Source organism: Myroides sp. NP-2 (genome assembly GCF_014145665.1).
GTDB lineage: Bacteria > Bacteroidota > Bacteroidia > Flavobacteriales > Flavobacteriaceae > Flavobacterium.
In genome coordinates this window covers 121,291-146,900 of record NZ_JACHTD010000008.1, presented here as the reverse complement: position 1 = coordinate 146,900, position 25,610 = coordinate 121,291, and the positions used below count along the sequence as shown (strand labels likewise).

General features: G+C 37.7%; 28 protein-coding genes. 5 read left to right on the top strand and 23 right to left on the bottom strand.

What is annotated here, in order from left to right; all coding sequences use genetic code 11:
• Window positions 1-2: 2 nt before the first annotated feature.
• The 7 genes from H4K35_RS09775 to H4K35_RS09745 form a co-directional block, all read right to left on the bottom strand.
• Window positions 3-809 carry an outer membrane protein assembly factor BamD gene (locus tag H4K35_RS09775; protein ID WP_182627430.1) on the bottom strand — a complete coding sequence of 269 codons (807 nt, stop codon included), beginning with the start codon at window positions 807-809 and terminating at the stop codon, window positions 3-5.
• Between the two features lie 147 nt (window positions 810-956).
• Window positions 957-1,355 carry a hypothetical protein gene (locus H4K35_RS09770; RefSeq protein WP_255492419.1) on the bottom strand — a complete coding sequence of 133 codons (399 nt, stop codon included), beginning with the start codon at window positions 1,353-1,355 and terminating at the stop codon, window positions 957-959.
• Between the two features lie 132 nt (window positions 1,356-1,487).
• Entirely contained in the window at window positions 1,488-2,006 is a 519-nt protein-coding gene (locus H4K35_RS09765) for a ferritin (protein WP_182627428.1), read from the bottom strand.
• Between the two features lie 4 nt (window positions 2,007-2,010).
• Window positions 2,011-2,895: a 4-hydroxy-tetrahydrodipicolinate synthase gene (dapA, locus tag H4K35_RS09760; protein ID WP_182627426.1), complete on the bottom strand. Its 885-nt coding sequence runs from the start codon at window positions 2,893-2,895 to the stop codon at window positions 2,011-2,013.
• A gap of 6 nt (window positions 2,896-2,901) precedes the next feature.
• Entirely contained in the window at window positions 2,902-3,414 is a 513-nt protein-coding gene (locus H4K35_RS09755) for a hypothetical protein (protein WP_182627424.1), read from the bottom strand.
• Window positions 3,415-3,478: 64 nt separating this feature from the next.
• Window positions 3,479-5,482, bottom strand: coding sequence for an NAD-dependent DNA ligase LigA (gene ligA, locus H4K35_RS09750; protein ID WP_182627421.1), 2,004 nt, complete (start codon window positions 5,480-5,482; stop codon window positions 3,479-3,481).
• Window positions 5,483-5,491: 9 nt separating this feature from the next.
• Complete coding sequence (locus H4K35_RS09745; RefSeq protein WP_182627420.1) at window positions 5,492-5,965, bottom strand: DUF6495 family protein; 474 nt, start codon at window positions 5,963-5,965, stop codon at window positions 5,492-5,494.
• 161 nt (window positions 5,966-6,126) lie between these two features.
• Here H4K35_RS09745 and H4K35_RS09740 point away from each other — a divergent pair, with 161 nt between their 5' ends.
• Window positions 6,127-6,597 carry a DinB family protein gene (locus H4K35_RS09740; RefSeq protein ID WP_182627418.1) on the top strand — a complete coding sequence of 157 codons (471 nt, stop codon included), beginning with the start codon at window positions 6,127-6,129 and terminating at the stop codon, window positions 6,595-6,597.
• A 33-nt stretch (window positions 6,598-6,630) separates the two neighbouring features.
• On the opposite strand, the gene H4K35_RS09735 is transcribed toward H4K35_RS09740, so the two are convergent.
• The 12 genes from H4K35_RS09735 to H4K35_RS09680 form a co-directional block, all read right to left on the bottom strand.
• Window positions 6,631-7,587 (bottom strand): YafY family protein, encoded by a 957-nt coding sequence (locus tag H4K35_RS09735; protein WP_182627416.1) that lies wholly within the window; start codon window positions 7,585-7,587, stop codon window positions 6,631-6,633.
• Between the two features lie 103 nt (window positions 7,588-7,690).
• Window positions 7,691-8,134: a 50S ribosomal protein L9 gene (rplI, locus tag H4K35_RS09730; RefSeq protein ID WP_182627414.1), complete on the bottom strand. Its 444-nt coding sequence runs from the start codon at window positions 8,132-8,134 to the stop codon at window positions 7,691-7,693.
• Window positions 8,135-8,199: 65 nt separating this feature from the next.
• Window positions 8,200-8,496 (bottom strand): 30S ribosomal protein S18, encoded by a 297-nt coding sequence (rpsR, locus tag H4K35_RS09725; protein ID WP_002987043.1) that lies wholly within the window; start codon window positions 8,494-8,496, stop codon window positions 8,200-8,202.
• A 5-nt stretch (window positions 8,497-8,501) separates the two neighbouring features.
• Window positions 8,502-8,843 carry a 30S ribosomal protein S6 gene (gene rpsF, locus H4K35_RS09720; protein WP_002987044.1) on the bottom strand — a complete coding sequence of 114 codons (342 nt, stop codon included), beginning with the start codon at window positions 8,841-8,843 and terminating at the stop codon, window positions 8,502-8,504.
• 140 nt (window positions 8,844-8,983) lie between these two features.
• Window positions 8,984-9,559: a helix-turn-helix domain-containing protein gene (locus H4K35_RS09715; RefSeq protein ID WP_182627411.1), complete on the bottom strand. Its 576-nt coding sequence runs from the start codon at window positions 9,557-9,559 to the stop codon at window positions 8,984-8,986.
• A gap of 117 nt (window positions 9,560-9,676) precedes the next feature.
• Window positions 9,677-10,240, bottom strand: coding sequence for a DUF4375 domain-containing protein (locus H4K35_RS09710; RefSeq protein WP_182627410.1), 564 nt, complete (start codon window positions 10,238-10,240; stop codon window positions 9,677-9,679).
• A 93-nt stretch (window positions 10,241-10,333) separates the two neighbouring features.
• Window positions 10,334-12,784: a primosomal protein N' gene (gene priA, locus H4K35_RS09705; RefSeq protein ID WP_182627408.1), complete on the bottom strand. Its 2,451-nt coding sequence runs from the start codon at window positions 12,782-12,784 to the stop codon at window positions 10,334-10,336.
• A 57-nt stretch (window positions 12,785-12,841) separates the two neighbouring features.
• Window positions 12,842-13,195: a WG repeat-containing protein gene (locus H4K35_RS09700; RefSeq protein ID WP_182627406.1), complete on the bottom strand. Its 354-nt coding sequence runs from the start codon at window positions 13,193-13,195 to the stop codon at window positions 12,842-12,844.
• A gap of 451 nt (window positions 13,196-13,646) precedes the next feature.
• Window positions 13,647-14,072, bottom strand: coding sequence for a DUF2147 domain-containing protein (locus tag H4K35_RS09695; protein ID WP_182627404.1), 426 nt, complete (start codon window positions 14,070-14,072; stop codon window positions 13,647-13,649).
• A 42-nt stretch (window positions 14,073-14,114) separates the two neighbouring features.
• Window positions 14,115-15,011 (bottom strand): YihY/virulence factor BrkB family protein, encoded by an 897-nt coding sequence (locus H4K35_RS09690; RefSeq protein ID WP_182627402.1) that lies wholly within the window; start codon window positions 15,009-15,011, stop codon window positions 14,115-14,117.
• A 17-nt stretch (window positions 15,012-15,028) separates the two neighbouring features.
• Window positions 15,029-15,889, bottom strand: a complete 861-nt coding sequence (gene nadC, locus H4K35_RS09685; protein WP_182627400.1) for a carboxylating nicotinate-nucleotide diphosphorylase — start codon at window positions 15,887-15,889, stop codon at window positions 15,029-15,031.
• Window positions 15,890-15,972: 83 nt separating this feature from the next.
• Window positions 15,973-16,548 carry a DJ-1/PfpI family protein gene (locus H4K35_RS09680; protein WP_182627398.1) on the bottom strand — a complete coding sequence of 192 codons (576 nt, stop codon included), beginning with the start codon at window positions 16,546-16,548 and terminating at the stop codon, window positions 15,973-15,975.
• Window positions 16,549-16,774: 226 nt separating this feature from the next.
• Between H4K35_RS09680 and H4K35_RS09675 the strand changes: the two genes are divergently transcribed.
• The 3 genes from H4K35_RS09675 to H4K35_RS09665 all read left to right on the top strand — a co-directional run bounded on the left by H4K35_RS09675 (window position 16,775) and on the right by H4K35_RS09665 (window position 19,402).
• A complete protein-coding gene (locus H4K35_RS09675) occupies window positions 16,775-17,272 on the top strand; it encodes a hypothetical protein (RefSeq protein ID WP_182627396.1) in 498 nt (165 codons plus the stop codon).
• 296 nt (window positions 17,273-17,568) lie between these two features.
• Window positions 17,569-18,270, top strand: a complete 702-nt coding sequence (locus H4K35_RS09670) for a YceI family protein (RefSeq protein WP_182627394.1) — start codon at window positions 17,569-17,571, stop codon at window positions 18,268-18,270.
• Between the two features lie 163 nt (window positions 18,271-18,433).
• Window positions 18,434-19,402 carry a YpdA family putative bacillithiol disulfide reductase gene (locus tag H4K35_RS09665; RefSeq protein WP_182627392.1) on the top strand — a complete coding sequence of 323 codons (969 nt, stop codon included), beginning with the start codon at window positions 18,434-18,436 and terminating at the stop codon, window positions 19,400-19,402.
• Here H4K35_RS09665 and H4K35_RS09660 read toward each other — a convergent pair.
• Window positions 19,399-19,809, bottom strand: a complete 411-nt coding sequence (locus H4K35_RS09660) for a Fur family transcriptional regulator (protein WP_182627390.1) — start codon at window positions 19,807-19,809, stop codon at window positions 19,399-19,401. The two genes, H4K35_RS09665 and H4K35_RS09660, sit on opposite strands and share 4 nt — an antisense overlap.
• A 405-nt stretch (window positions 19,810-20,214) precedes the next feature.
• Between H4K35_RS09660 and H4K35_RS09655 the strand changes: the two genes are divergently transcribed.
• Window positions 20,215-21,411 carry an aromatic amino acid transport family protein gene (locus H4K35_RS09655; RefSeq protein ID WP_182627389.1) on the top strand — a complete coding sequence of 399 codons (1,197 nt, stop codon included), beginning with the start codon at window positions 20,215-20,217 and terminating at the stop codon, window positions 21,409-21,411.
• Window positions 21,412-21,464: 53 nt separating this feature from the next.
• On the opposite strand, the gene H4K35_RS09650 is transcribed toward H4K35_RS09655, so the two are convergent.
• The 3 genes from H4K35_RS09650 to H4K35_RS09640 all read right to left on the bottom strand — a co-directional run bounded on the left by H4K35_RS09650 (window position 21,465) and on the right by H4K35_RS09640 (window position 25,570).
• Window positions 21,465-22,181: a ThiF family adenylyltransferase gene (locus H4K35_RS09650; protein WP_182627387.1), complete on the bottom strand. Its 717-nt coding sequence runs from the start codon at window positions 22,179-22,181 to the stop codon at window positions 21,465-21,467.
• 40 nt (window positions 22,182-22,221) lie between these two features.
• Window positions 22,222-22,860 carry a TatD family hydrolase gene (locus H4K35_RS09645; protein ID WP_182627385.1) on the bottom strand — a complete coding sequence of 213 codons (639 nt, stop codon included), beginning with the start codon at window positions 22,858-22,860 and terminating at the stop codon, window positions 22,222-22,224.
• Between the two features lie 76 nt (window positions 22,861-22,936).
• A complete protein-coding gene (locus H4K35_RS09640; protein ID WP_182627383.1) occupies window positions 22,937-25,570 on the bottom strand; it encodes a valine--tRNA ligase in 2,634 nt (877 codons plus the stop codon).
• Window positions 25,571-25,610: the final 40 nt, after the last annotated feature.

Here is a 25,610-nt window from a genome sequence, read left to right as displayed (position 1 = left end):
GGTTATTTTGAAATTTTTTGTAATTCTGTGTTTATATCTTCAAGCATGTCATCTGCTTTCTCTTTGTATGTAGTTTCGGGATTAAAGCGCACCAAGGCATCGTACATTCCCTTGGCATTGGTCAAACGCTCTTCCATTTTACTGTACACGCTATTCATCGCTAGTTTGTAGGCTGAATCTAATTTATAAAACAAGGCTTCTTCTTTAAATTCTGTCCCTGGATAGTCATAGATAAAGTTATCCAACGCTACAATCGCAGCACCGTAGTTTCTCGTATATGGCCCTATGGTATTCAATTGTTTTGCATTTTCAAACGCCTTTTTCTCCAACTTTTTGTTCATCTGACTCATGATCGAATTGGCTTCAAAAATGAAATTAGATCCCGGATATTGGTCGATAAACTTTTGCAGCTTGTCGATTGTTGTATTTGTAATGGTTTGATCCAAAGAATAAACAGGAGATAGTTCTACCCCACATTTAATCTCTTTAAGCAAAGCTTCTTCTCTTTTCTCACTTCTAGGATAGGTCGCAGCAAATAACTTGAAGCGTTCAGCAGCTAACATATAGTCCTTTGTTATAAAAGTCGCTTCAGCAAAGTTGAAATACATCGCCTCATAATCTGGTCGACCCCTAAACGAAGTCTCTACTTGCTCATATAATCGGATAGCTTTTCTATACTTTTGTTGTTCATAATATTGATCTGCAACTTTTGTCTTAAATTCCAAATCTTCCGATTTCATAGCTTTTTGCAAAGGGGAACACCCTACAAAAGTTAACGCTAAAAGAGATAATCCGATGTATTTTTTCATTTGGTTTATTCGGTGTTAAACAATCACTGCTTGAGTTATAGCACTTCAAAAGCAACTGCAAATTTAGTTATATAATTGCATTATACAAAAACCTTTCTTTACTAAAAAGAAAAAAAGGTCTTTTTTGTTTTACTTTAACAAGATATTTTAGTAATCAATTGATTCTTTCTGACTTAAATCTACCTTTTTATCTAGCCACTCCACCCAATAGGCTTTGTTATCTATTGAGAGAAAATACAGGCCATCTACAGTTTTTACGCATAAGAAATTACCTGAATCATTGAACGTATAAGCCGAACGCTTGCCAAATTTACGATAACCGTAACCGCCAAACTTCCCCGTATAATCTATGTTTTCTATGCTAATCTCTTGAATTGTATCCAAGGGAATCTCCTTTTTTTTTCGCACGCCAAAGACAAGTGATGTTGGGGTATGACCAATCGTATAGTCAAAAGAAACAGTATACAGATAGATCGCCAATACAAAAACAAGTAAACTACCTAAGAACCAATAGTCTCCTGTGACGATACTAAAAAAAATCAACATAGCACAAACAAAAAACACAATAAACTTGGCCGACTTTTGTTTGTAAATATTCATTTTCTCGCTATACATATCGCTAAAATAAAGATAAAAAGACGCCTAAGAGGCATCTTTTTATCTGTGTTTATAGCAGTATTAAACGGTAGTTGCAGCTGCTCCCGCATCTCCTCTAAAGCTCTTCATATCATTGTCGAATAGATAAAGCCCTCCTTTATCATCTCCAATCAGGTTGATTTTATCTAAAATCGTACGTGCAGTTGCTTCTTCTTCAATTTGTTCTGAAACATACCACTGTAAGAAATTGTGTGTAGCATAATCGCGCTCTTCCAAGGCAATGTGCACCAATTCATTAATGCTCTTAGACACGAATACTTCGTGTGCAAAAAGTTGAGTAAAAAGCGTTTTAAATGAAGCGTAATCCAATTCAGGCTTCGCAACTGCTGGTATAGTCGCTTCTCCTCCTCTTTGATTGATATACTTAATTAATTTAAGCATATGGGTGCGCTCTTCGTTGGATTGATCATACATAAAAGAAGCGATTCCTTCAAAACCTTGAACTTCCGCCCAAGTTGCCATCGCTAAATAAATTTGAGATGAATCTCCTTCTATTTTAATCTGTCCGTTTAAAGCATCTTGCAATTTTTTCGATAACATAATTTTACTTTTTGAGTTTTATATATTCTTTTTCTATTCGCTGTTCCAAATCTTGATCTACAGCGACCAATGGCAATCGCAATATATTAGCCATCACGCCTGCCTGGGCAAGTACTGCTTTTATACCTGCTGGATTTCCTTGTTCGAAAATCATATCTATAATAGGCATCATTTGGTATTGCAGGTCAAAAGCTTCTCTTATTTTTCCTGCTAATCCCAAGCGAATCATGGTTGAGAACGGCTGAGGAATACCTTGTCCAATCACCGAGATCACTCCTGCTCCTCCTGCCAAAACTAGAGGCAATGCAATTGCATCATCACCAGAGATTACGAGAAAATCTTTTCGAGTTGATTGTCTAATCAACTCCATTCCTTGTACAAGGTCACCCGCTGCTTCTTTGATCCCAACGATATTTGGAAATTCATTAGCTAGGCGAACCACCGTTTTAGGGCTCATATTACTTCCAGTACGTCCCGGTACATTGTACAATAAAATAGGCAAACTACTCTTTTGCGCAATCGCCTTAAAATGTTGATAAATTCCTTCTTGTGTCGGTTTGTTGTAATAGGGTGAAACCGATAAAATAGCATCAAACCCAGCTAAATTCTCAGGATTTAACTCCTCCATAACTTGAGCGGTATTATTGCCACCAACTCCTAATACTAAAGGTAATTTTCCTGCATTCGCTTGCTTAACCGTCTGCTTGACTAACTCCTTTTCACTTGGTGTTAACGTAGCGGATTCTCCTGTTGTTCCCAAAACAACAAGGTACTCCACTCCTCCTTGAGTTACATAATTTACCAAGTGTTGTAGCGCTTCAACATCTACAGACTGATCTTTTTTAAATGGAGTTACCAAAGCAACTCCTGTACCTTTTAGCGATTGCATAGTCGTTTATTTCGTTTTAAAAATAGTTATATAATTCATTAAGTGTTTGATGTAAGGAGCCGCTTGTAACTCCTGCATTTCCAAACTAAAGTGATTGATTCTTGGCGTTACGGCAGCTATTCCAACTTTGAATTTCGCCTTCGATTTCGCACTGACCCAAAGTAAAGGTACAATATCTTTTGCGTAAAAATTAATCAACAAGTCAAAAGGTTGCTCGATGAATTTTTTTACTTCTTGATTTTGAACATCGCCAATTATGCTAAAGTCCTTCATGCTAAAAGAAGGATCTAACAATTGCTTTGATTTTGTCAATCCCGTATAAACCAATACGTATATCTGTTCAGCTTTTGCGCCGTTTTGACGCAGGGACTGAATTAATTCATCCACTTTCGATACTTCACTTTTTTCGATTAATATGCCTATCACGCGCAAAGGAAAATCGTAATTCGACTCCACTCCCTCTAAGGTCGCTTTATTAATCGCTTTTTTTAATGTTTTCTTTTTGAAAGTACTAAACATAATTCTTTGATAAGAAGTAAAGTTAGAAAAAGCCTAATAATAAACGAGCTACTTTAACAACAAATTATTTAATAAGAGTTAAAAACTCATCTTCCGTCAAAATCGTTATTCCCAATTGATTAGCTTTTTCAAGCTTTGATGGCCCCATTTTATCTCCTGCGACAACGTAATCTGTCTTCGAACTAATTGAACTTCCGTTCTTTCCTCCGTGGTCTTCGATCATTTGTTTTAATTCATCGCGGCTTACTTGCGTAAATACGCCCGATACAACAATCGTCTTCCCTTGTAAAATATCCGATACAACAGTTGATTCTTTTTCTTCTAATACCATTTGAAGGCCGTGTGCTTTCAAGCGCTCAATAGTTTGCTTGTTGATCTCATTGCTAAAGAAATCAATAACACTTTGTGCAATGCGCTCTCCAATTTCATCCACCGTCATCATTTCCAACATAGGCGCAACCGCCAATGCATCAATGGATTTATAGTGATTGGCTAGTTTTTTGGCTACTGTTTCACCCACAAAGCGGATACCCAACGCATATAGTACTCGTTCAAAAGGGATCGTCTTGGATGCTTCAATTCCTTTGATCAAATTATCTGCAGACTTTTCAGCCATGCGTTCTAAGGGCAAGACATCTTCTTTTTTTAACTCATAGAGATCGGCATAATCTTTAATCAAGCCACTCTTGTACAGCAAAACAACAGTTTCTTCTCCCAGGCCTTCAATATCCATTGCCTTGCGCGAGATAAAGTGCTGAATTCGCCCAGCGATTTGAGGGGGACATCCATAGACATTAGGACAGTAATGCTGTGCTTCTCCTTTATTTCGCTTTAAAGGAGTATCACATTCAGGACATGTACTGATATAAACTGTCGGTTGGGAATCACTTGGACGAACCTCCGTATTCACCCCTACAATTTTAGGGATAATTTCTCCTCCTTTTTCAACGTAAACATAATCCCCAACGCGAATATCTAATTTTGCTATTTGATCGGCATTGTGCAAGGAGGCACGACGAACTGTAGTTCCTGCCAATTGAACAGGTGCTAAGTTAGCTACTGGCGTAATTGCTCCGGTGCGCCCTACTTGATACACAATTGATTCCAATAGTGTTTCCCCTTGTTCTGCCTTAAATTTATAAGCAATAGCCCAACGCGGGGATTTAGAAGTAAACCCAAGTTCATCTTGATAGTGCAGTGAGTTTACTTTCACCACAACACCATCTGTTTCATAAGGCAACTCATGACGGTGTACATCCCAATAGGCGATAAACTCCAATACTTCGTCTATGTTTTTGGCTAGTTTAGAAACCGCAGGCACTTTAAAGCCCCACTGACGCGCTTTTTCCAAGCCTTCGTATTGGGTTTCAATGCCCAAATCTGACCCTGTCAGGTTGTATAACAAACACTCCAAAGGACGTTTTGCCACTTCGGCACTATCTTGTAATTTCAAACTACCTGAAGCAGTATTTCTCGGATTGGCGTAGGGCGTTTCTCCTATTTCAATTAACTCTTGATTCATGCGCTCAAAACCAGCAAAAGGCAAGATAATCTCCCCGCGAATATCAAAACTCTTTGGATAATCTGTCCCTTTTAATCGAATAGGTACCGATTTAATCGTTTTGATGTTGTTGGTCACATCATCCCCTTGAATACCATCTCCACGGGTAACTGCACGTACAAGTACCCCATCTTCATAGGTTATACTAATAGAAGCTCCGTCGTACTTCAATTCACAGGTGTATTCCACCGCTACATCACCCAATAGTTTTTGGATGCGTTTTTCCCAATCCAACAAATCTTCTTGAGAATAGGAATTGTCCAGCGAATACATGCGATTGCGGTGTACAACAGTTTCAAAATTCTTTGTCACGGCTCCCCCTACGCGCTGTGTAGGTGAATCTGCGTCAAAAAACTCAGGGTGTTTGCGCTCTAGCGCTTCTAATTCCTTTAATTTTTGATCAAACTCAAAATCGGAAATAGTAGCATTATCTAAAACATAATAGTTGTAATTATGCTGGTTTAATTCCTTTCTAAGGGCTTCGATTTTATTTTTTACCTCCGACATACTTCCTGTTTACAGTTTCAACATTTCTTTAAATTGAGTATATAATACGCCATCACTTAGAATTGCCCCCTGACGAATAATATCAAAAATCTCGGCATTGCGATCTGGACCGAAATTCTTTCCGCCGTGTTTCACTTCTACTTCTGCTGTAAAAACAGCCTCAGATAACCACTGCAACCCTTCTTGCGTCAAGAAATCAATATCTTGCTGTAAGGTCTTAATCACAATCGTATTGATGGTTTGCTCATCAAATCCAAACAAGAAAATATGGTTGCGAGAATAGTGCTCCAAATACTGTGCTTTGGTCAAGACACCCTCCCATATTAAATCAGAAAAAACATCCAATTCTTGCTCGGCAATCGCTGGACTTTCTTCTTTTATCTTATCCCACTCATTTTTATCGATTTGCTGTGCAGCTAAAAAATTTACAAATTCCGGATGCAACTCCTCAAATTGCTCTTTTGTCAGACGAGAATACTTCATAATAATTGCTTTGAAAGACAAAAATACTAATTATAAAATGGATTTTTTTGTTTCCTTTGTTAAGCCAAATAAAAAATAAATATTACACCCATCACTCCTGACAAACAGCTGTCAATCTCAACATTTACATTTGCCGTATAACAAAGAAAAATATACGACAAATGCACACGACAATTATTTCCAATGCGCAGCTTTTACAGCACTGGCAAGGCCAAAGAAATTTAACAAGAAGAGTTATTGAAGCTTTTCCAGAACCGGATTTATTCAACTTTACCATCGGCGGAATGCGTCCTTTTTCAGCAATGTGCGCTGAACTAATCGCCATTGCAGTACCGTCTTTACAGTCGATTACATCAGGTAAAATCGAGAAATTAGACGAAAAACCGACCTTTCAATCCAAAGAGGAGCTTTTAAAGCAATGGGATGCGGATACGGCAAAGATTAACGAATTGTTCCCCCTCATATCGGAGGCACAATTTCAAAAGAACTTTGTGTTGTTTGGTGAATACGATTTAAAAATCCAACAACACATCTTCTATTTTATAGACAATGAAATTCACCACCGCGGACAAGCCTATGTGTATTTACGCGCTTTGGGGATTGAACCTCCTTATTTTTGGGAAACGCTATAACAATAAAAGTCCTTTCAATTCATTGAAGGGACTTTATTTTTTGTGTTTCGACAAGCTCGTTGTCAGGAGCATTTCAACTTTTTCTTGTAAGGCTATAGGCTCTAAAATTTCAGCTTGGTCAGCAAACATCAGAAACCAACGCGGAAATCCATTGTTAAAATCTTTCATTTTAAAGTGCATTTCTACCTGTTCGCCTCGATCTATTTCTTCAACAAAACCGTAGTACTTGCGATCCCAAACCAAATAGGATGCCATGCGCTTATCAACCAGAATACGTACATTTACGTTTCGCTCCTCCACTTTTGTTGGCAGATAGAATGCCAATTCTTTGTGATCGAGAGTAAAGACATCATCCAATAATTGAATGGATTGAATGCGGTCTGATCGAAACTGACGATAGGATTCGCGCAAATGACAATACGCCATAAAATACCAAAAACTATTCTCATGGAACACGCCTATAGGTTCTAAAGTACGCGTAGTAGCTTCGCTTTCTGTTCCGTTGACATAGACCAATTGCACTTGTTGTTTGAGAGAAATACTTTTAAAAAGCGTAGCTAACACAGAAGGCACTTTTTTATTGAAAATCGTTTTGTCAGAACGCATCACAATAGAAGGCGCAATGTCCGATACTTCTTCCTTTTGAGAGGAACGCAACACAGCTTTCATCTTAAACAAAGCCGATGCAAAGTGATCGTTTAATTCCTGATCCACATAGACTTGCATAATCTTCTCTGCAGCTGCAAAACTCAAAGCTTCTTCTCTTGTGAAAAGCGTGGGCGGTATCTTATAACCATCTACTAAAGAATAACCAACCCCAGCTTCGCTATAAATAGGCACTCCTGCTTGCTCTAAGGAACGAATATCCCGATAGATAGTACGTAAACTCACATCAAATCGATCCGCTAATTCCTGAGCCGTAACAACAGGCTTGGATTGCAGATGAATGAAAATACTAACAATGCGATCGAATCGTTTTTTTATATCCATGAGAGATAATTTACGGTTTACTATAAACTAAAAAAAGCCTTCCAAAGGAAGGCTTTTTGTAAGTTATATTTCCATTGAACAAGTTTAACCTCGTTCAAGTGAATTACTCTTGTTCAGCGATTACTTCGTAATCAACTTCAACAATTACGTCACGGTGTAAACGTACTGTTGCACTATATTTACCTAAACGTTTGATAACACCTGAAGCAATAAATTTCTTGTCTACTTCTTGTCCGTTTTTAGCAAATACTTCAGCTAAATCTTGGTTTGTTACTGAACCAAACAATTTATCTCCACCAGCTTTAACCGCGATTTTGATTTCAATTGCTTTTAATGCCTCAGCTACAACTTTAGCATCAGCGATTAATTTAGCTTCTTTGTGCGCTCTTTGCTTTAAGTTTTCAGCTAATACTTTCTTTGCAGAAGGAGTAGCTAAAACTGCAAGTCCTTGAGGAATTAAATAGTTACGTCCGTATCCTGGTTTTACAGTTACTACGTCATCTTTAAATCCTAATTTTTGAACGTCTTGTTTTAAGATAATTTCCATGTTGATGTCCTTTGAATAAGAAGTTAGGTTTCTAAGTTGAAAACCAACAACTTGTTTTTTTTATATTATTTTAATAAATCCGCTACGTATGGCATTAAAGCTAAGTGACGAGCTCTTTTTACCGCTACAGAAACTTTTCTTTGGTATTTCAAAGAAGTTCCAGTTAAACGACGAGGTAAAATTTTACCTTGCTCGTTTACGAATTTTAATAAGAAATCAGCATCTTTATAATCGATGTATTTGATTCCTGATTTTTTGAAACGACAATACTTTTTAGTTTTGTTTGTTTCTATGTTTAAAGGCGTTAGATATCTGATATCTCCGTCTTTTTTTCCTTTTGCAGATTGCTCAATAGTTGACATAATAATTAAGCTTTTTTAGATTTTAATTTTTCTCTTCTTCTCTCAGCCCAAGATATAGCGTGTTTATCTAAAGCAACAGTTAAGAAACGCATAACTCTTTCGTCACGTCTGAATTCTGTTTCAAGGTTGATGATTACATCTCCAGCAACTTTGTACTCAAACAAGTGATAAAAACCACTTTTCTTGTGTTGGATTTCGTAAGCTAATTTTTTTAAGCCCCAATCCTCTTTAGCTACCATTTCAGCTCCTCTTGATGTAAGAAATTCTTCGAATTTCTGTACTGTTTCCTTTACCTGAGTTTCAGATAAAACGGGATTCAAGATGAAAACAGTTTCGTATTGATTCATAAAATAAAAATTTATTTTGTTATAAAATTGAGTGCAAAAATAGTACTTTATATAACATCTACCAAAGTTTTTTTGTTTTTATTTTGAACAAGTACAGCTTCTTACACAAGTACTACTAGTCCAGTCCTACCTAAAGCAAACTAAACATACGTCATTTTATAAAAAGGAACATACATTTTACGTTTCCCTTCTGACTGAATACCAGCATATAAAACTAAGCTGTAATTGATTACTGCTAAAACAAAACCAAGACCAATCAACCACTCAAATACATAACCTTGATGCTGATCCAATTTGGTAAAAACAGCATATAGAATTAACGCACTGGTAACCAAGCTATAAATCAATTGCGTCAAAATCACATTCTTACCTATCACATCAGCAACTTCACTTTCCTTTTTATATATACTCCACCCAATTAAGGGACCAATCACATTACCTAGAGGTACTACAAGACCTATCAAAACCAAGAGATAGATCGGGCGTACTGAACTTTTTGGCGCTGCAGCGATTCGCTCTTCTTGTGCGACTAGTTCACTTACTTCTACCTCCAATACCTCACTTAACCGATGTAAGGTATGTCCTCTTGGAATAGTTTCTCCCTTTTCAATGCGTTGAATCGTACGGATCGATAATCCTGATAAATTCGCTAATTCTTCTTGTGAATAGCCCTTACCTATGCGAAGGTTTTTCATCTGTTCTTCCATGTTTAACATCGTAAATCACATTATTTATTTTCAAGCAAACCTAATGATTGACAAGCAAATACCTCATGTCATTCTTACGACATCTTTGTGACATTCACTCTTTCTAAATGAAAAAAAGAGTTTTCCTTACTCGCGTTCTACTTTTTTACCCAACAATTGCTCTGCGTAGTCATACATTTCATCAATGGATAAAGCTAGTAGTTCGGGATGTTGTTTCAACCAATTGGCGTTTAACTCGATCAAGTCCTCTTCTATCTTAAAGAAATCATCGTCATTTAAAATATCGCGGGTTGGATTGGTTCCAAAGTAATCGCTTTCAACAAATGCTTCTAACACCACCTCATCCATATTTTCTAATACATCTAACCTTTTTTTCAACAAAGCCAGGTGTTCTACTGACCCCATTTTTTCCAATCCTTCGATAATCCAATCAATCAATTCTAAATCTGCTCCTGTGTTGTACACAAACTGGGAAAAATTCCCATTTTCATACTGAGACAAATAATAATCGACATAGTAGCTTAAAAAAGCATCATGTGGAATTAATTCATCGACGTTGTCTTCTTCCGGATCTTCTGTTTCAGCTTCTTCGCGAATTAAATTGATGAAGGTTATATTCGAATAGATGATGTCGTAATTATCTTGACTTTCTCTTGCGTCTTTTGACACTACAATTTTGGGTTGGCTCATGTTCTTTTGTTTTTAAAATCTTAGTCCAAGCTACAAAAATACAACTTAACCTCCATAAAAAAAGAGCGATTTATCGCTCTCCTATTTTTGTTGCTAATAAAAATCCACATTAGCCACTACATGAACCGAACGATAAGCACCGATCGATTCAAAACTCTTTAGGATACGCCTCACGTTCCCCTTGGTTTGATTTAACATCACTTGCTGTGGAATTTTGATTAAAATCACGCGGATATACTGGTTTCGGATGCGATTAATAGCGGGTTCTTCTGGTCCTAAAACAGGAATTCCCAACTGCCCCTTCAAGTTGTTGTACAACCAAAAAGACGCTTCCCTCAACTTTTCAAAATCGCGGTGTTTTAAGGTCAAACGAATCAAGCGATAAAAAGGCGGATATTGAAAATTATGACGTTCATACATCTGTTCTTTATACATCGACTTATAATCGTAATTGGTTACCTGCTGAATGATGTTGTGATAGGGATTAAACGTTTGAATGACTACTTTTCCCTTCTTGTCAAATCGACCGGAACGTCCTGCAATCTGAGTCATCATTTGAAAAGCGCGTTCATGAGCTCTAAAATCTGGGTGATATAAGCTGTTATCGGCATTCATAATCCCCACTAAATTGACGTTGTCAAAATCAAACCCCTTCGCTAGCATCTGTGTGCCTACCAAAATATCAATTTGACGATTTTCAAAGGATTCAATCAACTTCTCATACGCATATTTTCCCCTAGTTGTATCTTGATCCATACGCCCAATACGCTTGTTGGGAAATAGTTCTCTCAACTCTTCCTCCACTTGTTCTGTTCCAAATCCTTTGGTATTCAAGTCGACACTGTGACAACGCACACATTGTTTGGGCATAGGCAACGTATAGCCACAGTAATGGCAACGCAGTTCGTTTCTGTATTTATGATAGGTCAAACTCACATCACAATGTGGACATTCGGGCACAGCTCCACAAGTCATACACTCCACTACAGGAGAAAATCCCCTGCGATTTTGAAAGAGAATGACTTGTTCTTCTAACGACAAGGCCTGATTTATCTCATCGATCAACTGATCAGAAAAATGCCCCGTCATTTGTTTGCGCTTGTACTTGTCTTTGATATCTACTAAAACGATATCTGGCAACAATACATTGGTATAGCGCTTGGTTAACTCTACGAGACCGTATTTTTTTTGATGGGCATTGTAATAACTTTCTAAGCTCGGTGTAGCCGAACCCATCAACACTTTGGCTTTGTGTTGCATGGCCAGTACAACAGCAGCATCCCTTCCGTGATAACGAGGAGCAGGATCGTGTTGTTTGTAGTTGGAATCGTGCTCTTCATCAATGACAACCAATCGCAAATCTTGAAAGGGCAAGAATACGGATAATCGCGTACCAAGGATCACTTTTGCTTTTTCCGACTGTTGCAAAACTTGATTCCACACTTCTAAACGCTCGTTGTGGGAGTATCGCGAGTGATAGACCGCTACTTGATTGCCGAAATAAGCAGTCAAACGCTGTACCAATTGAGTACTAATCCCCACTTCTGGCAGAAGAAACAACACTTGCCCTTCTTGCGCTACATATTTTTCTATGAGTTTGATGTACACTTCAGTCTTCCCAGATGCGGTAACTCCGTGTAACAACACCACTTCTTTTTCTTTAAATTGTTGTTCGATTTCCCACAGCGCCTTGCTTTGGTCATCGGTCAATTGAATTCCCTCAGCCGTTGCTTCATTAAAAATCACGCGATCGTGATTTAAATAGTATGCTTCAAATACGCCTTTTTCGATCAAAGCATTGACGATTGCTTGACTGCTCTCGCCTTCGTCTATCAATTGTTTGACGCTAATGGGTTTCTTTTGGATGGCTTGAAGTTGAAAATACTTCAACACCAACTCTCGCTGTTTTACTGCTCGACTCACTACTTCCATGAGCTTGGTCAAGCCATCTTCTTGAGTATAAGCTTCAGCCAATCGCACATAGCGAATCTGTTTCGGCCTATATTTTTCCACCATTTCTTCTTGTAAGAAAATAGCGCCTTTGCTCAATAAACTATTGATGACAGGAAATACTTTTTTGCGATTTAAAATTGCGATAACTTCGTCTAATTTGAGGATCGCTTGAATTTGCATCGCCTCATACAACAAGTATTCAGCATCATTTAATTCCTCTACTGAGATAACGGATTTGTCATTCCATTGAATAATGGTTTCGCTTTCTAAGAGTAATCGCGAAGGCATAGCCCCTTTATAGACATCACCCAACGTACACATATAGTATTCGGCCAACCAGGTCCAAAATTTAATTTGCGCTGGTGTTACAACGGGCTCAACATCAATAATTTCATGAATATCCTTGGCTTCATACAAGGCGGGCTGACGATGGTGCTTCTCTACCACCAAAGCCGTATACACCTTGTTTCGACCGAAAGGCACGGCTACGCGCATACCTACTTGAATGAAGTCAAACTCCATCTCGTTAATACGATACGTAAACGTAGGGTCTAAAGCTAAAGGTACAATAACCTCTACAAAATAATGCATGTTAGGATTGATTAATCATTTCGACGCTTCGGTTGTACACGAAGTTAGGAGATTATTTTAGTTCGCGTTTTTCTCAGAAACAATGTTTCCTTTGTTGTCAATATAAAACCACGAAGGACTATCCCAATAGTGGTATTCGCCTCGAGATCCAGAGACTTCTCTACTTCTTCCTTCAAAAGTTGCTTTTGCCTTGCCATTTTTAAAGGGAAACACAAAAGCAAATTGAGGCTTTATAACCACTTGTCCTTTTACGTTTGCAAATCCCATTTTTCCTTCTTCATCGACAATGCGATACATTCCTTCCACTACAAAATCGGGTCCATTGTCATACAAATAAGGCTGATGCGTTGACTTTGACGTCATACATCCCACACTTATAAGCAACAAAAAACACACCAATACTCTATTCATTTGATTTTTAAGTTATAACGAATTAAAAATAGTCTCAGACTTTTTGATTCCCAAAAGTACGAGTTTTAAAGCAAATCTTCATCCTATTTTAACGATTTCACTACAGCTTGTTGTGCTAACTCTTTCATTTCCCTTGCCCAAACAATTGTTACTTTGCTTATTTCGCACTTTGTACAGTAAAAAACAGGAGCATAAACAAGAGCTGTACAGTAAAAAACAGGAGCAAAAAAAAGAGCTGTACAGTTATAGTAGGACGAGACAAGTATTGTTTGAGGTGAGTCCGTAGTGAGTCCATAGTGCGTCCATAGTGAGTCTATTAAAACTAGCGTTTATTATAGAGTGACTATGGACGCATAATGCTGGCAGTACGCTGACATAGCAAGAATGGCTCGTTGATAGAGCGACCAAAAAAAGAGGATACCCTTCTTGGGCATCCTCTTTCTGTTCTATTTTACATTTTAGTCCAAGTTTGGGTTCGTCCGATTAAGGATATTCCAACATAACCTCTGACTTCTAATTTAGTTGTTCCATTGGTTTTAATCGAGCATTTGTACTCTTTCCCCGATTGAGGATCAATTATTGTTCCTCCTGTATATTCAGCCCCTTTTTTGGTCAGGTTTTTAATAATCGTTAACCCTTCAATGGGTTTTCCTTTATCTGTACCCGGGCAGTTTTCGCATTTAGAATCCTTTTTAGCAGGATTGAGTATTTCGACTACCTTGCCGTGGTACTTCCCGTCCTTTTCTAGTATCTCTACAATGGATTTCGCATCTCCTGTCTGATCGTCAAAGGTCTTCCATTTACCAACAATCGACTGTCCATGCGCTAAGCACAGCCCCCCTATTAAAAATAGGATCATTAACATTGAATTTCTCATAATATTTTAGCCATTTGAATTAAACAATACACTCAAATATACTTATTTTTTCAATTTAATCTTACGAATTGCCAAATTTAATTCAAAACCTAGCAATAGGATCATACAGTTAATCCACAAGTAAAACATAACAACGAGTAGCGTTCCAATAGAGCCATACAGTTCGTTATAACGCGCGAATCGAAGCACATACACCCCAAAACCATAAGAGGTTAACACATACAAGATCGTTGTAAATACAGATCCGATGGAGATGAAAGACACTTTCTTGGTTTCTTTTGCACCAAATTTGTACAAGATGGAGGTTGTCAATAAAACAACGAGTAATAGGTACAAATTACGCAACCAGACCAACCAATTCACTCCAATGGCAAATCGGTAAATCAACACTTCGAGGATGACGTAAAAGGCAACAGAAAAAATCAAGACAAAGGACAGCGCCAACGACAAGGCTAAAGCAACTAAATACTGTCGAATGATATTGCGTGAAATCGTAATGTGATAGGACGATTCAAATCCACCAATAATAGCGAATACGCCATTGGTCATTAAAAAAATAGACAGTAAAAAACCTGAAGAAAGCAATGATTTATAACTATTATTCATAATATCAAGAATAATAGATTGAATGGCTTCATAGGTATTTGGAGGCACTGAATTTTCGATAAACTGCAAAAAGTCAGCCTGAAAATTGTCAATGGGAATATAGGGTATGAGGTTTAGAATAAAAAGGGCAAAGGGAAACAAAGCCATAAAGAAACTAAAGGCAATAGAACCTGCGCGATAAGAAAAAGCTCCTTTGATAATACCGACTACATATAGTTCGATTAAATCAAAAAGAGAATACCCTTCCAGGAAAGAAAACTTCACTCGTTTCAATCCTCGAACAATTTTATTGACGATAGGTATTCGATCTAACTTATTCTCTACGTCTGACATTTTCGCTTTTGTCTTTGTTATAAAACCGCTTTTAAACTTAAATCCATATTATAAACAGAATGAGTCAAGGCTCCAGAAGAAACATAATCTACGCCACAAAGCGCATAAGCACGAACTGTTGTTTCATCAATATTGCCAGATGATTCAGTTTGGCATTGATTACCGATTAAGGCTACGGCTTCTTTTGTCGTTTCAAAGTCAAAATTATCCAAGAGGATGCGATATACATTCTCACAGGCTAAGATTTGTTTAACTTCATCCAAATTACGTGCTTCTACGATAATTTTCAATGCTTTGTTTTGCTCTTTTAGGTATTGGTTGGTTTTTTCTATTGCTTCTTTTATGCCGCCGGCAAAATCGATGTGGTTGTCTTTGAGCATGATCATGTCATATAGGGCAAAGCGATGATTTTCACCTCCTGCAATTTTCACGGCCCATTTTTCAATGGCGCGAATACCTGGTGTAGTTTTACGCGTATCTAGAATTTTAGTTCCCGTTCCCTCAAGTAAATCCACAAAAACGCGCGTTTTAGTTGCGATGGCACTCATGCGTTGCATCGCATTCAACATAAAGCGTTCCGCTTTTAAAATGGACTGAGAAGATCCTGCTACGGTTAATACTACATCTCCCACTTGAACTGCCGTTCCATCAGGAATAAACACCTCAACAACTAAACTCGCATCCACGTAGTTTAAAATCATTTGAGCAAATGCAACTCCCGCAATAATTCCCTCTTCTTTAACTAGAACTTGGGCTTTCCCCTTAGCATTTGATGGGATACACGCCAAGGAGCTGTGATCTCCATCTCCAACGTCTTCGCGTATTGCATTGACTATAATTTGATTTAATTCGGCTTGGAATTGTAGTTCTGAAATCATATATAAAAAATTTGCGCTGCTAAAATAAGAAATGTTTTACAAGTGTTCTTCTTTTCGCCGCGCAAACTACTACAGGATCATCCCTATCCTATTTTTATCCCTAATAACTTATAAAATTCACTCAAAATAGCAGGATGGCCAGGCCAGGCAGGTGAAGTGGTTAAATTGCCGTCCGTTATGGCTTTGTCCGCATCTATTTCCTTGTATACACCTCCTGCTACAACGATGTCTGGTCCCACTGCTGGATACGCAGTCAAGGTTCTGCCTTGTAGGACATTTGCAGGTGTTAGGACCTGAATTCCGTGACAAATAGCCGCAATTGGCAAATTCTTTTCAAAAAAGAACTGAACGATTTCAATCACCTTTTTGTTTAATCGAATATATTCAGGGGCACGTCCTCCACAGACATATAGCCCAGCATAATCCCCTACTTTTACCTCATCAAAACTCTTGTTAATCACGAAATTATGCCCCCTGCTTTCCGCATAAGTCTGAAATCCAACGAAATCGTGAATTGCCGTTGCAATGATATCGTTCTTTTTCTTTCCAGGACAAACCACATCCACTGCTACTCCTACAGATAGCAATGCTTGGTAGGGAACCATTACTTCGTAGTCTTCCACAAAATCACCCGCTAACATTAAAACTCTTTTTGCCATAATTCTTTTTATTTTGTTGATTAATGTCTTCTAAATTACGATAATCTATTCAATTCAGAAAACACATGCGCTTAAAATAACGCCTAGCAAGGCAGTCAAACTCAATCAGCCCCTTGACAAGTGCTTATGCGCTCTACTTTGGCTGAAAAAAAATTACTCTTTCAGGGCTCAGCGTTTGAGAATTTTGACTTAACTTTAAATATTCATTATTTAAAATTGTTTTCAGATGAAAAAACTTCTCTTTATTCTATGTATAACCTTAGGGATGGCAAGTTGCAATCAAAAAGTGGCACCCCCTCAAACAGTGAATGTCAATGATCAATTCTCTATGGAGATGCCTGGTACGTTGGCTGCCATGACCGATTTATATCCAGATGCGGCCATTCAGTATGGAAACACATTCAAACAAGTTTACCTCGTAGCAAAAGAATCTCCTAAGACTTCTGCGCCCGATTTCGCAACGTTTACGAAAAAAGCGCTGGCTACTTATGAAAAAAGACCCGATTACCAGATAGTAAAAGAAGAAAACGTTAGAATAAACGGATTGTCGGGAAAAATATACAAACTGTCTATGTCTCAAGAAGGAAACTATATGTACATGATTCAGACAATGATAGAAGGTAAAAAAGGATACTATGAGATTATTGGTTGGACCATTGGACAAAACCAAACCTACCAAGGCGATGAATTAATGAATATTATTTCCACTTTTAAGGAACTATAGTTTTAAAAAACACGTAAAAACGATCATAAGAGGATGCTATAGGGCATCCTTTTTTTTTTACCTAAGCAAATGGAGCCATTCATCAGATCACAGCCAGCGAAGTTAACAGAAGATTTACGAAAAAAGCTACCTTTTTTATCCAAAAAGACATATTTTTAAAAACATTATCAACTAAAAAGGCGTCATAATTTCACAAAAAACGAATATTTACAACTTTTTAACATCCCACACCTGAATAAACTCTTGCATATCCATTTTTGTATTGTACATTTGGGGTAACAAAATAGCGAATTAAGATGAAAAAAATTTTATTATCAGTAGCAGTTGTAGCTGCTCTTTCATTAGCATCATGTGGAAATAAGAATGCTGATAAAGCAACAACTACAACAGAACAAGAAGTTGCAACAGAACAAGGAGACAAGTATGTTGTAAACTTAACAGAAAGTAGTGTTAACTGGAAAGTAGGACACAAAGGTGGACTTAATCCTCGTTTTGGTACATTAGCTTTAAGCGCTGGAGATATTGCCATTGACGCAAATGGATTAAACGCAGGTTCATACACTATAGACATGAACTCTATTAAGGTTGACCGCGCTTCTGTTGATGCTGATGAGGATATTGAAAAATTAGGAGGACACTTAAAAAGTCCTGATTTCTTCGACGTAGAAAAAAACCCTACGGTAGATTTCAAAATCACTAAAGTAGAAGATTTCGACGCTACACAACACAAAAGTACTGTAGAAGGAGCAAACAAAATGGTAAGTGGAAACTTAACAATTTTAGGAAAAACAGTAAACATCACTTTCCCTGCTAAAGTTACAGTAGAAAACGGTAAAGCGGTTATGCATGCTTCATTCATCGCAGATCGCGCTGCATGGGGATTAGTATTCGGTACTACAGATAAAGATTCAGGAGCTGCTTTAAATCCAGCTGACTGGGCGATTAGCCAAGATATGGAAATTGGAATTCACTTAGTAGCTGATAAAGTAACTGAGTAATCTTTTCAACATAAAATAATAAAGGATGTCCACTGGGCATCCTTTTTTTTTAACCCTTTTTTAGCGAAGTCTTTCCCTAGACATTTGTCGCCTATCCAAAATAATTCAATACTTTTGTTAGAAAGACTAAAAACTACCCTTGTTGGGTTTATTTTCTTACACAATGAAACACGTTGACGTACTCATTATTGGTGGAGGTCCTATAGGCATTGCCTGTGGAATAGAAGCGAAAAAAGCAGGATTAACCTATGTAATTATTGAAAAAGGTTGTTTAGTAAATTCCTTGTATCACTATCCGATCAATATGCAGTTCTTCTCAACTTCAGAATTGCTAGAATTGGATCACATCCCCTTTATTAGTGCGGAAAATAAACCAAGACGAAAAGAAGCCTTAGAGTATTATAGACGTGTTACTCAGTTGCACGATTTATGCATTCACTTATTTGAAAAAGTTACAGCAGTAGACAAACAAGTCGAAGGGCATTTTCACGTACAAACAACAAAGGCACAGTATGCAGCTTCTCATGTTGTAGTTGCTACTGGGTTTTACGATTTCCCCAACTTATTGAACATCCCAGGAGAAGATCTTCCTAAAGTTTCTCACTATTACAACGACCCTCATTTTTATGCCAATATGCAAGTTGTGGTTGTTGGAGCGAGTAATTCTTCTGTAGATGCAGCACTTGAATGTTACCGAAAAGGAGCCAAAGTAACGATGGTTGTTCGAGATCAAGCCATAAGTTCTCACGTAAAGTATTGGGTAAAACCCGACATTGAGAATCGAATTGCAGAAGGCGCCATCCAAGTGTATTACAACAGCCAATTAACTGCTATTACAGCATCAGAAGTGTACATTCAAAGCGGCAAAGAATCCTATTGTATTTCCAATGACTTTGTCTTGGCACTTACGGGTTATCGCCCAGATTTTAATTTCTTACAACAACTGGGAATTACAATACAAGACACCGTCGATCAATTCCCTACCTATCATCCTGAAACAATGGAGACCAATATTCCAAAGTTATATTTGGCCGGTGTAGTTTGCGGAGGATTAAATACACACACTTGGTTTATTGAGAATTCGAGAATACACGCGAAACGCATTATGCAGCATATTACTCAAACAACCTAAGATTTACAATCGTTGCATATTCCTTGTGCAATAACTTCGATTTGACTCAACTGAAATCCATCAGGTATCTCAATAGTTGGAATGGCGACTTGGGTCAGGCAGATTGTTTTTTTACATTGGTTGCAAATAAAATGCAAGTGGGTATCTCGGTGTTTATCCTCAGAACAATTAGAAGAACACAAAGCGTATTGCGTGGTGTTAGTTGCCGTAATGCGATGCAAAAGTCCTTTACTTTCAAATGTTTTAACGGTGCGGTAAATAGTTACTCGATCCGATTGATCAAAGCTATTTTCTATATCCGCTAGAGACACCGCTCCTTCTTGCTGTTTTAAAAACTTTAAAACCAAGATGCGCATAGCGGTAGGTTTGATGTTTTTGGACAGTAATTCTTCTTCAATTTTCAACATAGTGCTTTCCTTTTGATCTACTCAAAGATAAACATTGTAATCCAATTCACAGGGAGACAGTTTAGGGAATCCCTGGTACTTTTCCAATTACACTCGGATTTACATCTTATTTAATCGCTAAAAACCAATGAATTAACCTTAAAAAAACAGCAATAAGCAACCCGTTCAAAAGAAGTAAAAACAAAAAAACGACAAAAAAAAACCAGTTATACTGAGATAATCTCAATAATAAGCGAAATCATATTGAAAAGTCTACGAATAAAAACATATATTTATTTTTTTTATAGTCTTTTTTAGTGAATTTTAAAAAAAGCCTTACAGAGGTATAATAATTGTGGTGTATCCACATTATTAGTTACCCCTATATGAATGAACAAATAACAAAAAATATAAATTTTAAACGAAATGCAAAAAATTATCGGAAGTATTCTTATTGTAGCAGGGACTACAATAGGCGCGGGCATGTTAGCTATCCCCATTATATCAGCCAATGTTGGCTTTATATTAATGTCGTTCATCTTATTCTGTATTTGGTTTGCTATGTTTTATACTTCCGTTTTATTAGTAAACGTCTATCGATACAATTCACCTGAGGATGGGTTAAACACCCTGACGATAAAATATTTGGGAAAACCAGGCGCATATGTTACTGGCGTAAGTATGTTAACGTTAATGTATGCTTTGACAAGCGCTTATATCGCTGGTGGTGGTGATATTTTACGCACCAATTTAGAGCATGTACTCGACCTAAAAATTCCACCTCAACTAAGTGCCATTCTCTTTACCTTGCTTTTCGGCGGCATTATTGCCTTTGGTACTCGAGCTGTTGATTACAGCACGAAAGTGGTGTTTTCAGTCAAACTCTTGTGTCTATTTTTGGTATTGGGATTATTACTTCCCCATATTGAAACGGCTTATTTGAGCTATATCCCAACCACTCCCTTACCTGCATTAGCCACAATCCCTATTATCTTTACCTCTTTTGGGTTTAGTGTGGTCATCCCAAGTTTGGTTAAATACTTAGACGGTAATTTACGCCAACTAAAATGGGTGTTTTTTGCGGGAAGTATACTGCCGTTGATCTTATACCTCATCTGGGAAATGACCATTTTAGGTACTATTGAAAGCAGCGTGTTCAGCACTATTTTGAGAGATAATGCAGGACTTGAAGGATTATTAGTCGCGATTAAAGCTAGTAGTGACTCTCCATGGATCAAGATTTCATTCACCATCTTTGCCGCTGCAGCCATCTTAACCTCTTTTTGGGGTGTTGCATTAGCATTAAACGATTATATCAAGGATTTAGCTAAAGATCGTCCAAAGATTAAGCACAACGCAACAGCGTTCATTCTAACGTTCTTGCCTCCTATCCTTTTTGCTCTGTTCTATCCTGATGGTTTTGTAATTGCATTGGGATATGCTTCAATTTCTTTGGTTGTTTTAGCGTTAATTATTCCGATGTTGATGTTGCAAAAAGCAAAAAAAATAGCGGGTGAAAAAACTAGTCTCCTACACTATGTTATTTATGGTTTTTTGTGGGTGCTTTCAATATTGATCATTGTATTACAACTCTTACTTGCCATGGACCTATTGCCGTCTTAAGGCAACCTATAACATAAAAAAAAGGAACTTGATCAAGTTCCTTTTTTATGCTTTTACTTTGCTAACAAATAGCGGATTACATTTTCTGCTGCGTGTAAACCAAACAAAGCTGGCATCCAGCTATTCGTACCGAAGAACGATTTTTTAAAGTTAGATCCATCCGTCATTTTCAAACTGCTTTCATCAGGTTTTTCTGTTGAAAATATAGCTTTTACGCCCGAGGAAATCCCCTCTTTTTTTAGGCGCTTGCGAATTTGTTTGGCCAACGGACATACATCGGTTTTACTGATGTCTTTTACGACTATTTTCGACGCTTGCATCTTTCCACCAGCTCCCATAGCACTAATAACTTTGATTCGCTTGCGTTTGGCTGCGAGGATTAAATTAATTTTAGGGGTAATACTGTCAATACAATCCAAAACGTAGTCGTAATCATCGGTTACCACTTCGTGTGTGCGTTCAGGAGACAAAAACTCTTGTATACGCGTTAGGTTCAATTCGGGATTGATATCCATCAGGCGATCACCTACTACGTGCACTTTTGCCATTCCCACAGTAGAGTGCAAAGCAGGCAATTGTCTGTTGATATTTGTGATATCCACTGTATCACCATCGACAATCGTCATCGTTCCCACCCCTGCACGAGCCAAAAACTCAGCGGCAAATGATCCAACACCTCCTAATCCAACAACTAATACGTTGGCGTTTTTTAATTTTTCTAGTCCTTCTTCTTTAAAAAGCAAGGCTGCTCTTTCTTGCCAAATAGCCATCTATTTCTATTTATTAATCACCCTAAAAAGGCTGTTCTTATTATTCTTTATTCAGTATGCGTTTAAAATTCGACGCCACAATTTCTCCTATAGCAGGACGCAACGTTTCAGCTTTAGCATAGATATCCGCTATTGTAATCTCCTGAACATCATCCGTCTCCAAAAACAAAAACGCTTGAGGCACAGCAACAAAAGTCTCTTGCAATTGAGTATTGTACAACAACGCCTGACCAAAAGAGAGATAAATGCCATTTTTCCACAAACTTTCTGCCACCTGTTGATGTTTATTAAATCCATGGACCACAAGAGGAACGGTCAGTTTCAACCGCTTTTTGAGTGCTATAATTTCTTGATAAGCCGAAACGACGTGCAAAATTACAGCTTTTTTATATTTTTCTGCAAGAAGTAATTGACGAACTAATACTTCTTCTTGCAATGCCAAAGGAATATCTATTTTCTTATCTAGCCCACACTCTCCAATAGCTAAACAATTGGGATAATGCAGCTGTGATTCAATGAAATGCAACTGTTCTTCAATCAAAGTAGGCGTGATATACCAAGGGTGAATACCCAAAGAAAAATGAGGAATGCTAAGGTCCACAGCTAACAAGTCTTGACTGACAATAGCTAACGTATCTGCGTCCTTGCATCGATGATGTGTATGGAGGTTGTATTTCATGAAGGCGAAGATAAAAAAAAAGGTCTTTCGTTTGTGTACACAAACGAAAGACCTTATAATCAACTTGTTTTTATTTCTATTTCAAACCAGCTAAACTGTGTTCAATGGTTGAAATTTTTGCCAAAGCATCTGCTTCTTTTTGCTTTTCATTTGCCACCACCTGTTCTGGTGCTCCACTAACGAATTTTTCATTTGATAGCTTCCCTTGTACAGATTTCAAGAAACCTTTCAGATACTTCAACTCTTCTTCAAGTTTTGCTATTTCCTCTTCCACATTCACACTACCTGCAATCGGGATAAAGTATTCATTTGATTTCACTCGGTAGGACAACGCACCACTAACTTGATCCGCAACGTATTCCATACTAACAATGTTTCCTAATTTTGAGATTACACTATCAAAATAAGTTGACACTTTTTCGTTGTTGATTATTTTAAGATCAATGCTTTCTTTGAAAGAGATATTTTTATCTTTTCTGATGGTACGAATACCAGCAATTACTTCCATGGCAAATTCAAACTCTTTAATCAACTTTTCGTCAAACCCTTTTATTTCTGGCCAAGCAGAAACTACTAACGCTTGTTCAGGCGTACGAGAATCGATATGTTGCCAAATTTCTTCGGTTAAGAATGGCATAAATGGATGTAAAAGCTTGAGATTTTCTTCCAACAATTCAATTGCTTTACGGTAGGTAACCGCATCAATTGGCTGTTGGTATCCTGGTTTAATCATTTCCAAGAACCAAGAGCAGAAATCATCCCAAACTAATTTATAGATAGCCATTAACGCATCTGAGATTCTGTATTTTGAGAAGTGATCTTCGATTTCCACTAGTGTTTTTTGCAATTTTGCTTCATACCAAGCCAAAGAAACTTTTGCTGTTTCAGGCTGTTCCAACGTTTGAGAAACTTCCCATCCTTTGATCAGACGGAAGGCATTCCAAACCTTATTGGTAAAGGCCTTTCCTTGCGCACATAAATCTTCATCAAACAAGATATCGTTTCCAGCAGAAGCCGATAGCAATAAACCTACGCGAACTCCATCAGCACCAAATTTGTCGATCAAACCTAAAGCATCTGGAGAGTTTCCTAGTGATTTAGACATTTTTCGACGCTGTTTATCACGTACAATTCCCGTAAAATAAACATTGGTAAACGGCTGTTTACCCGTGTATTCATACCCTGCCATAATCATACGTGCCACCCAGAAGAAAATAATATCTGGACCGGTCACTAAATCATTTGTTGGGTAATAGTACTTAAATTCTTCGTTTTCAGGGTCGATTAATCCGTTAAATACCGCCATCGGCCACAACCAAGAAGAGAACCACGTATCTAAAGCATCTTCATCTTGTTTTAAATCAGCGACAGTCAAATCCGTTTTTCCTGTTTTTGTTTTCGCTAATTCAAGTGCAGCTTCTACTGTTTCAGCAACAACAAAATCTTCCTTTCCATCGCCGTAGTAGAATGCAGGAATTTGATGCCCCCACCACAATTGACGAGAAATATTCCAATCGCGAATATTTTCCAACCAGCTTCTATAAGTACTGTTATAACGACTTGGATACAGTTTAACCTCTTCCGTTGTCATTACGGCATCTAAAGCAGGTTTTGCCAATTCTTCCATTTTCAAAAACCACTGATCAGACAAACGCGGTTCAATTACAGCTTTGGTGCGCTCAGATGTTCCTACGTTATTCAGGTAGTTTTCTACTTTTTCCAATGCGCCAATTGACGCTAATTCAGCTTCAATTTCTTTGCGTACAACAAAGCGATCTTTGCCTTTGTAGTGCAATCCAAGATCGTTTAGTGTAGCATCAGCATTAAAAATGTCTATAATTTCTAAATTGTGGCGTTCACCAAGCTCTTTGTCATTGATATCATGGGCAGGCGTTACTTTTAAACATCCTGTTCCGAACTCCATATCGACATACTCATCAAATATAATAGGAATTGAGCGATTGCATATTGGCACAATTGCTTGTTTTCCTTTGAGATGTTGGTAGCGTTCATCTGCTGGATGAATACAAATAGCAGTATCTCCCAAAATGGTTTCAGGACGTGTGGTTGCAATTGTCAAATAATCAGACGTTCCTTCGATTTGATATTTTAGGTGGTATAGTTTTCCTTGGCGTTCTTCGTAGATCACCTCTTCATCAGATAAGGTAGTCTTCGCTTCAGGATCCCAGTTCACCATGCGATACCCGCGGTAAATTAATCCTTTGTTATACAAATCAACAAACAACTTAATCACTTGTTGTGACATTTCAGGATCCATCGTAAACTTCGTACGATCCCAATCACATGAAGCCCCTAGTTTTTTCAACTGATCTAAAATCACACCTCCATATTCTTCTTTCCACTCCCATGCGTGTTTTAAAAACTCTTCTCTAGTTAAGTCGTTTTTATTGATTCCCTGCTCTCTCAATTTAGCGACGACTTTGGCTTCAGTTGCAATAGATGCGTGATCCGTTCCCGGGACCCAACATGCGTTTAACCCTTTTAAACGGGCGCGACGAATTAATACATCTTGAATTGTAACGTTCAACATATGCCCCATATGCAATACTCCAGTTACGTTTGGTGGAGGTATTACAATGGTGTACGGCTGTCTTTCATCTGGTATAGATCGGAAAAAATTATTTTCCATCCAATACTGATACCATTTTTGCTCTACTAGCTTTGCGTCAAATTGTGCAGGAATTACCATTATTCTATAATTTAATTATTAAAAAAAGACAAAACATCTA

Excerpts from the sequence above, each read along its gene's own strand:
- H4K35_RS09775 (WP_182627430.1), bottom strand. The coding sequence starts at position 809 with ATGAAAAAATACATCGGATTATCTCTTTTAGCGTTAACTTTTGTAGGG.
- H4K35_RS09770 (WP_255492419.1), bottom strand. The coding sequence starts at position 1,355 with ATGTTGATTTTTTTTAGTATCGTCACAGGAGACTATTGGTTCTTAGGT.
- H4K35_RS09765 (WP_182627428.1), bottom strand. The coding sequence starts at position 2,006 with ATGTTATCGAAAAAATTGCAAGATGCTTTAAACGGACAGATTAAAATA.
- dapA (WP_182627426.1), bottom strand. The coding sequence starts at position 2,895 with ATGCAATCGCTAAAAGGTACAGGAGTTGCTTTGGTAACTCCATTTAAA.
- H4K35_RS09755 (WP_182627424.1), bottom strand. The coding sequence starts at position 3,414 with ATGTTTAGTACTTTCAAAAAGAAAACATTAAAAAAAGCGATTAATAAA.
- ligA (WP_182627421.1), bottom strand. The coding sequence starts at position 5,482 with ATGTCGGAGGTAAAAAATAAAATCGAAGCCCTTAGAAAGGAATTAAAC.
- H4K35_RS09745 (WP_182627420.1), bottom strand. The coding sequence starts at position 5,965 with ATGAAGTATTCTCGTCTGACAAAAGAGCAATTTGAGGAGTTGCATCCG.
- H4K35_RS09740 (WP_182627418.1), top strand. The coding sequence starts at position 6,127 with ATGCACACGACAATTATTTCCAATGCGCAGCTTTTACAGCACTGGCAA.
- H4K35_RS09735 (WP_182627416.1), bottom strand. The coding sequence starts at position 7,587 with ATGGATATAAAAAAACGATTCGATCGCATTGTTAGTATTTTCATTCAT.
- rplI (WP_182627414.1), bottom strand. The coding sequence starts at position 8,134 with ATGGAAATTATCTTAAAACAAGACGTTCAAAAATTAGGATTTAAAGAT.
- rpsR (WP_002987043.1), bottom strand. The coding sequence starts at position 8,496 with ATGTCAACTATTGAGCAATCTGCAAAAGGAAAAAAAGACGGAGATATC.
- rpsF (WP_002987044.1), bottom strand. The coding sequence starts at position 8,843 with ATGAATCAATACGAAACTGTTTTCATCTTGAATCCCGTTTTATCTGAA.
- H4K35_RS09715 (WP_182627411.1), bottom strand. The coding sequence starts at position 9,559 with ATGTTAAACATGGAAGAACAGATGAAAAACCTTCGCATAGGTAAGGGC.
- H4K35_RS09710 (WP_182627410.1), bottom strand. The coding sequence starts at position 10,240 with ATGAGCCAACCCAAAATTGTAGTGTCAAAAGACGCAAGAGAAAGTCAA.
- priA (WP_182627408.1), bottom strand. The coding sequence starts at position 12,784 with ATGCATTATTTTGTAGAGGTTATTGTACCTTTAGCTTTAGACCCTACG.
- H4K35_RS09700 (WP_182627406.1), bottom strand. The coding sequence starts at position 13,195 with ATGAATAGAGTATTGGTGTGTTTTTTGTTGCTTATAAGTGTGGGATGT.
- H4K35_RS09695 (WP_182627404.1), bottom strand. The coding sequence starts at position 14,072 with ATGAGAAATTCAATGTTAATGATCCTATTTTTAATAGGGGGGCTGTGC.
- H4K35_RS09690 (WP_182627402.1), bottom strand. The coding sequence starts at position 15,011 with ATGTCAGACGTAGAGAATAAGTTAGATCGAATACCTATCGTCAATAAA.
- nadC (WP_182627400.1), bottom strand. The coding sequence starts at position 15,889 with ATGATTTCAGAACTACAATTCCAAGCCGAATTAAATCAAATTATAGTC.
- H4K35_RS09680 (WP_182627398.1), bottom strand. The coding sequence starts at position 16,548 with ATGGCAAAAAGAGTTTTAATGTTAGCGGGTGATTTTGTGGAAGACTAC.
- H4K35_RS09675 (WP_182627396.1), top strand. The coding sequence starts at position 16,775 with ATGAAAAAACTTCTCTTTATTCTATGTATAACCTTAGGGATGGCAAGT.
- H4K35_RS09670 (WP_182627394.1), top strand. The coding sequence starts at position 17,569 with ATGAAAAAAATTTTATTATCAGTAGCAGTTGTAGCTGCTCTTTCATTA.
- H4K35_RS09665 (WP_182627392.1), top strand. The coding sequence starts at position 18,434 with ATGAAACACGTTGACGTACTCATTATTGGTGGAGGTCCTATAGGCATT.
- H4K35_RS09660 (WP_182627390.1), bottom strand. The coding sequence starts at position 19,809 with ATGTTGAAAATTGAAGAAGAATTACTGTCCAAAAACATCAAACCTACC.
- H4K35_RS09655 (WP_182627389.1), top strand. The coding sequence starts at position 20,215 with ATGCAAAAAATTATCGGAAGTATTCTTATTGTAGCAGGGACTACAATA.
- H4K35_RS09650 (WP_182627387.1), bottom strand. The coding sequence starts at position 22,181 with ATGGCTATTTGGCAAGAAAGAGCAGCCTTGCTTTTTAAAGAAGAAGGA.
- H4K35_RS09645 (WP_182627385.1), bottom strand. The coding sequence starts at position 22,860 with ATGAAATACAACCTCCATACACATCATCGATGCAAGGACGCAGATACG.
- H4K35_RS09640 (WP_182627383.1), bottom strand. The coding sequence starts at position 25,570 with ATGGTAATTCCTGCACAATTTGACGCAAAGCTAGTAGAGCAAAAATGG.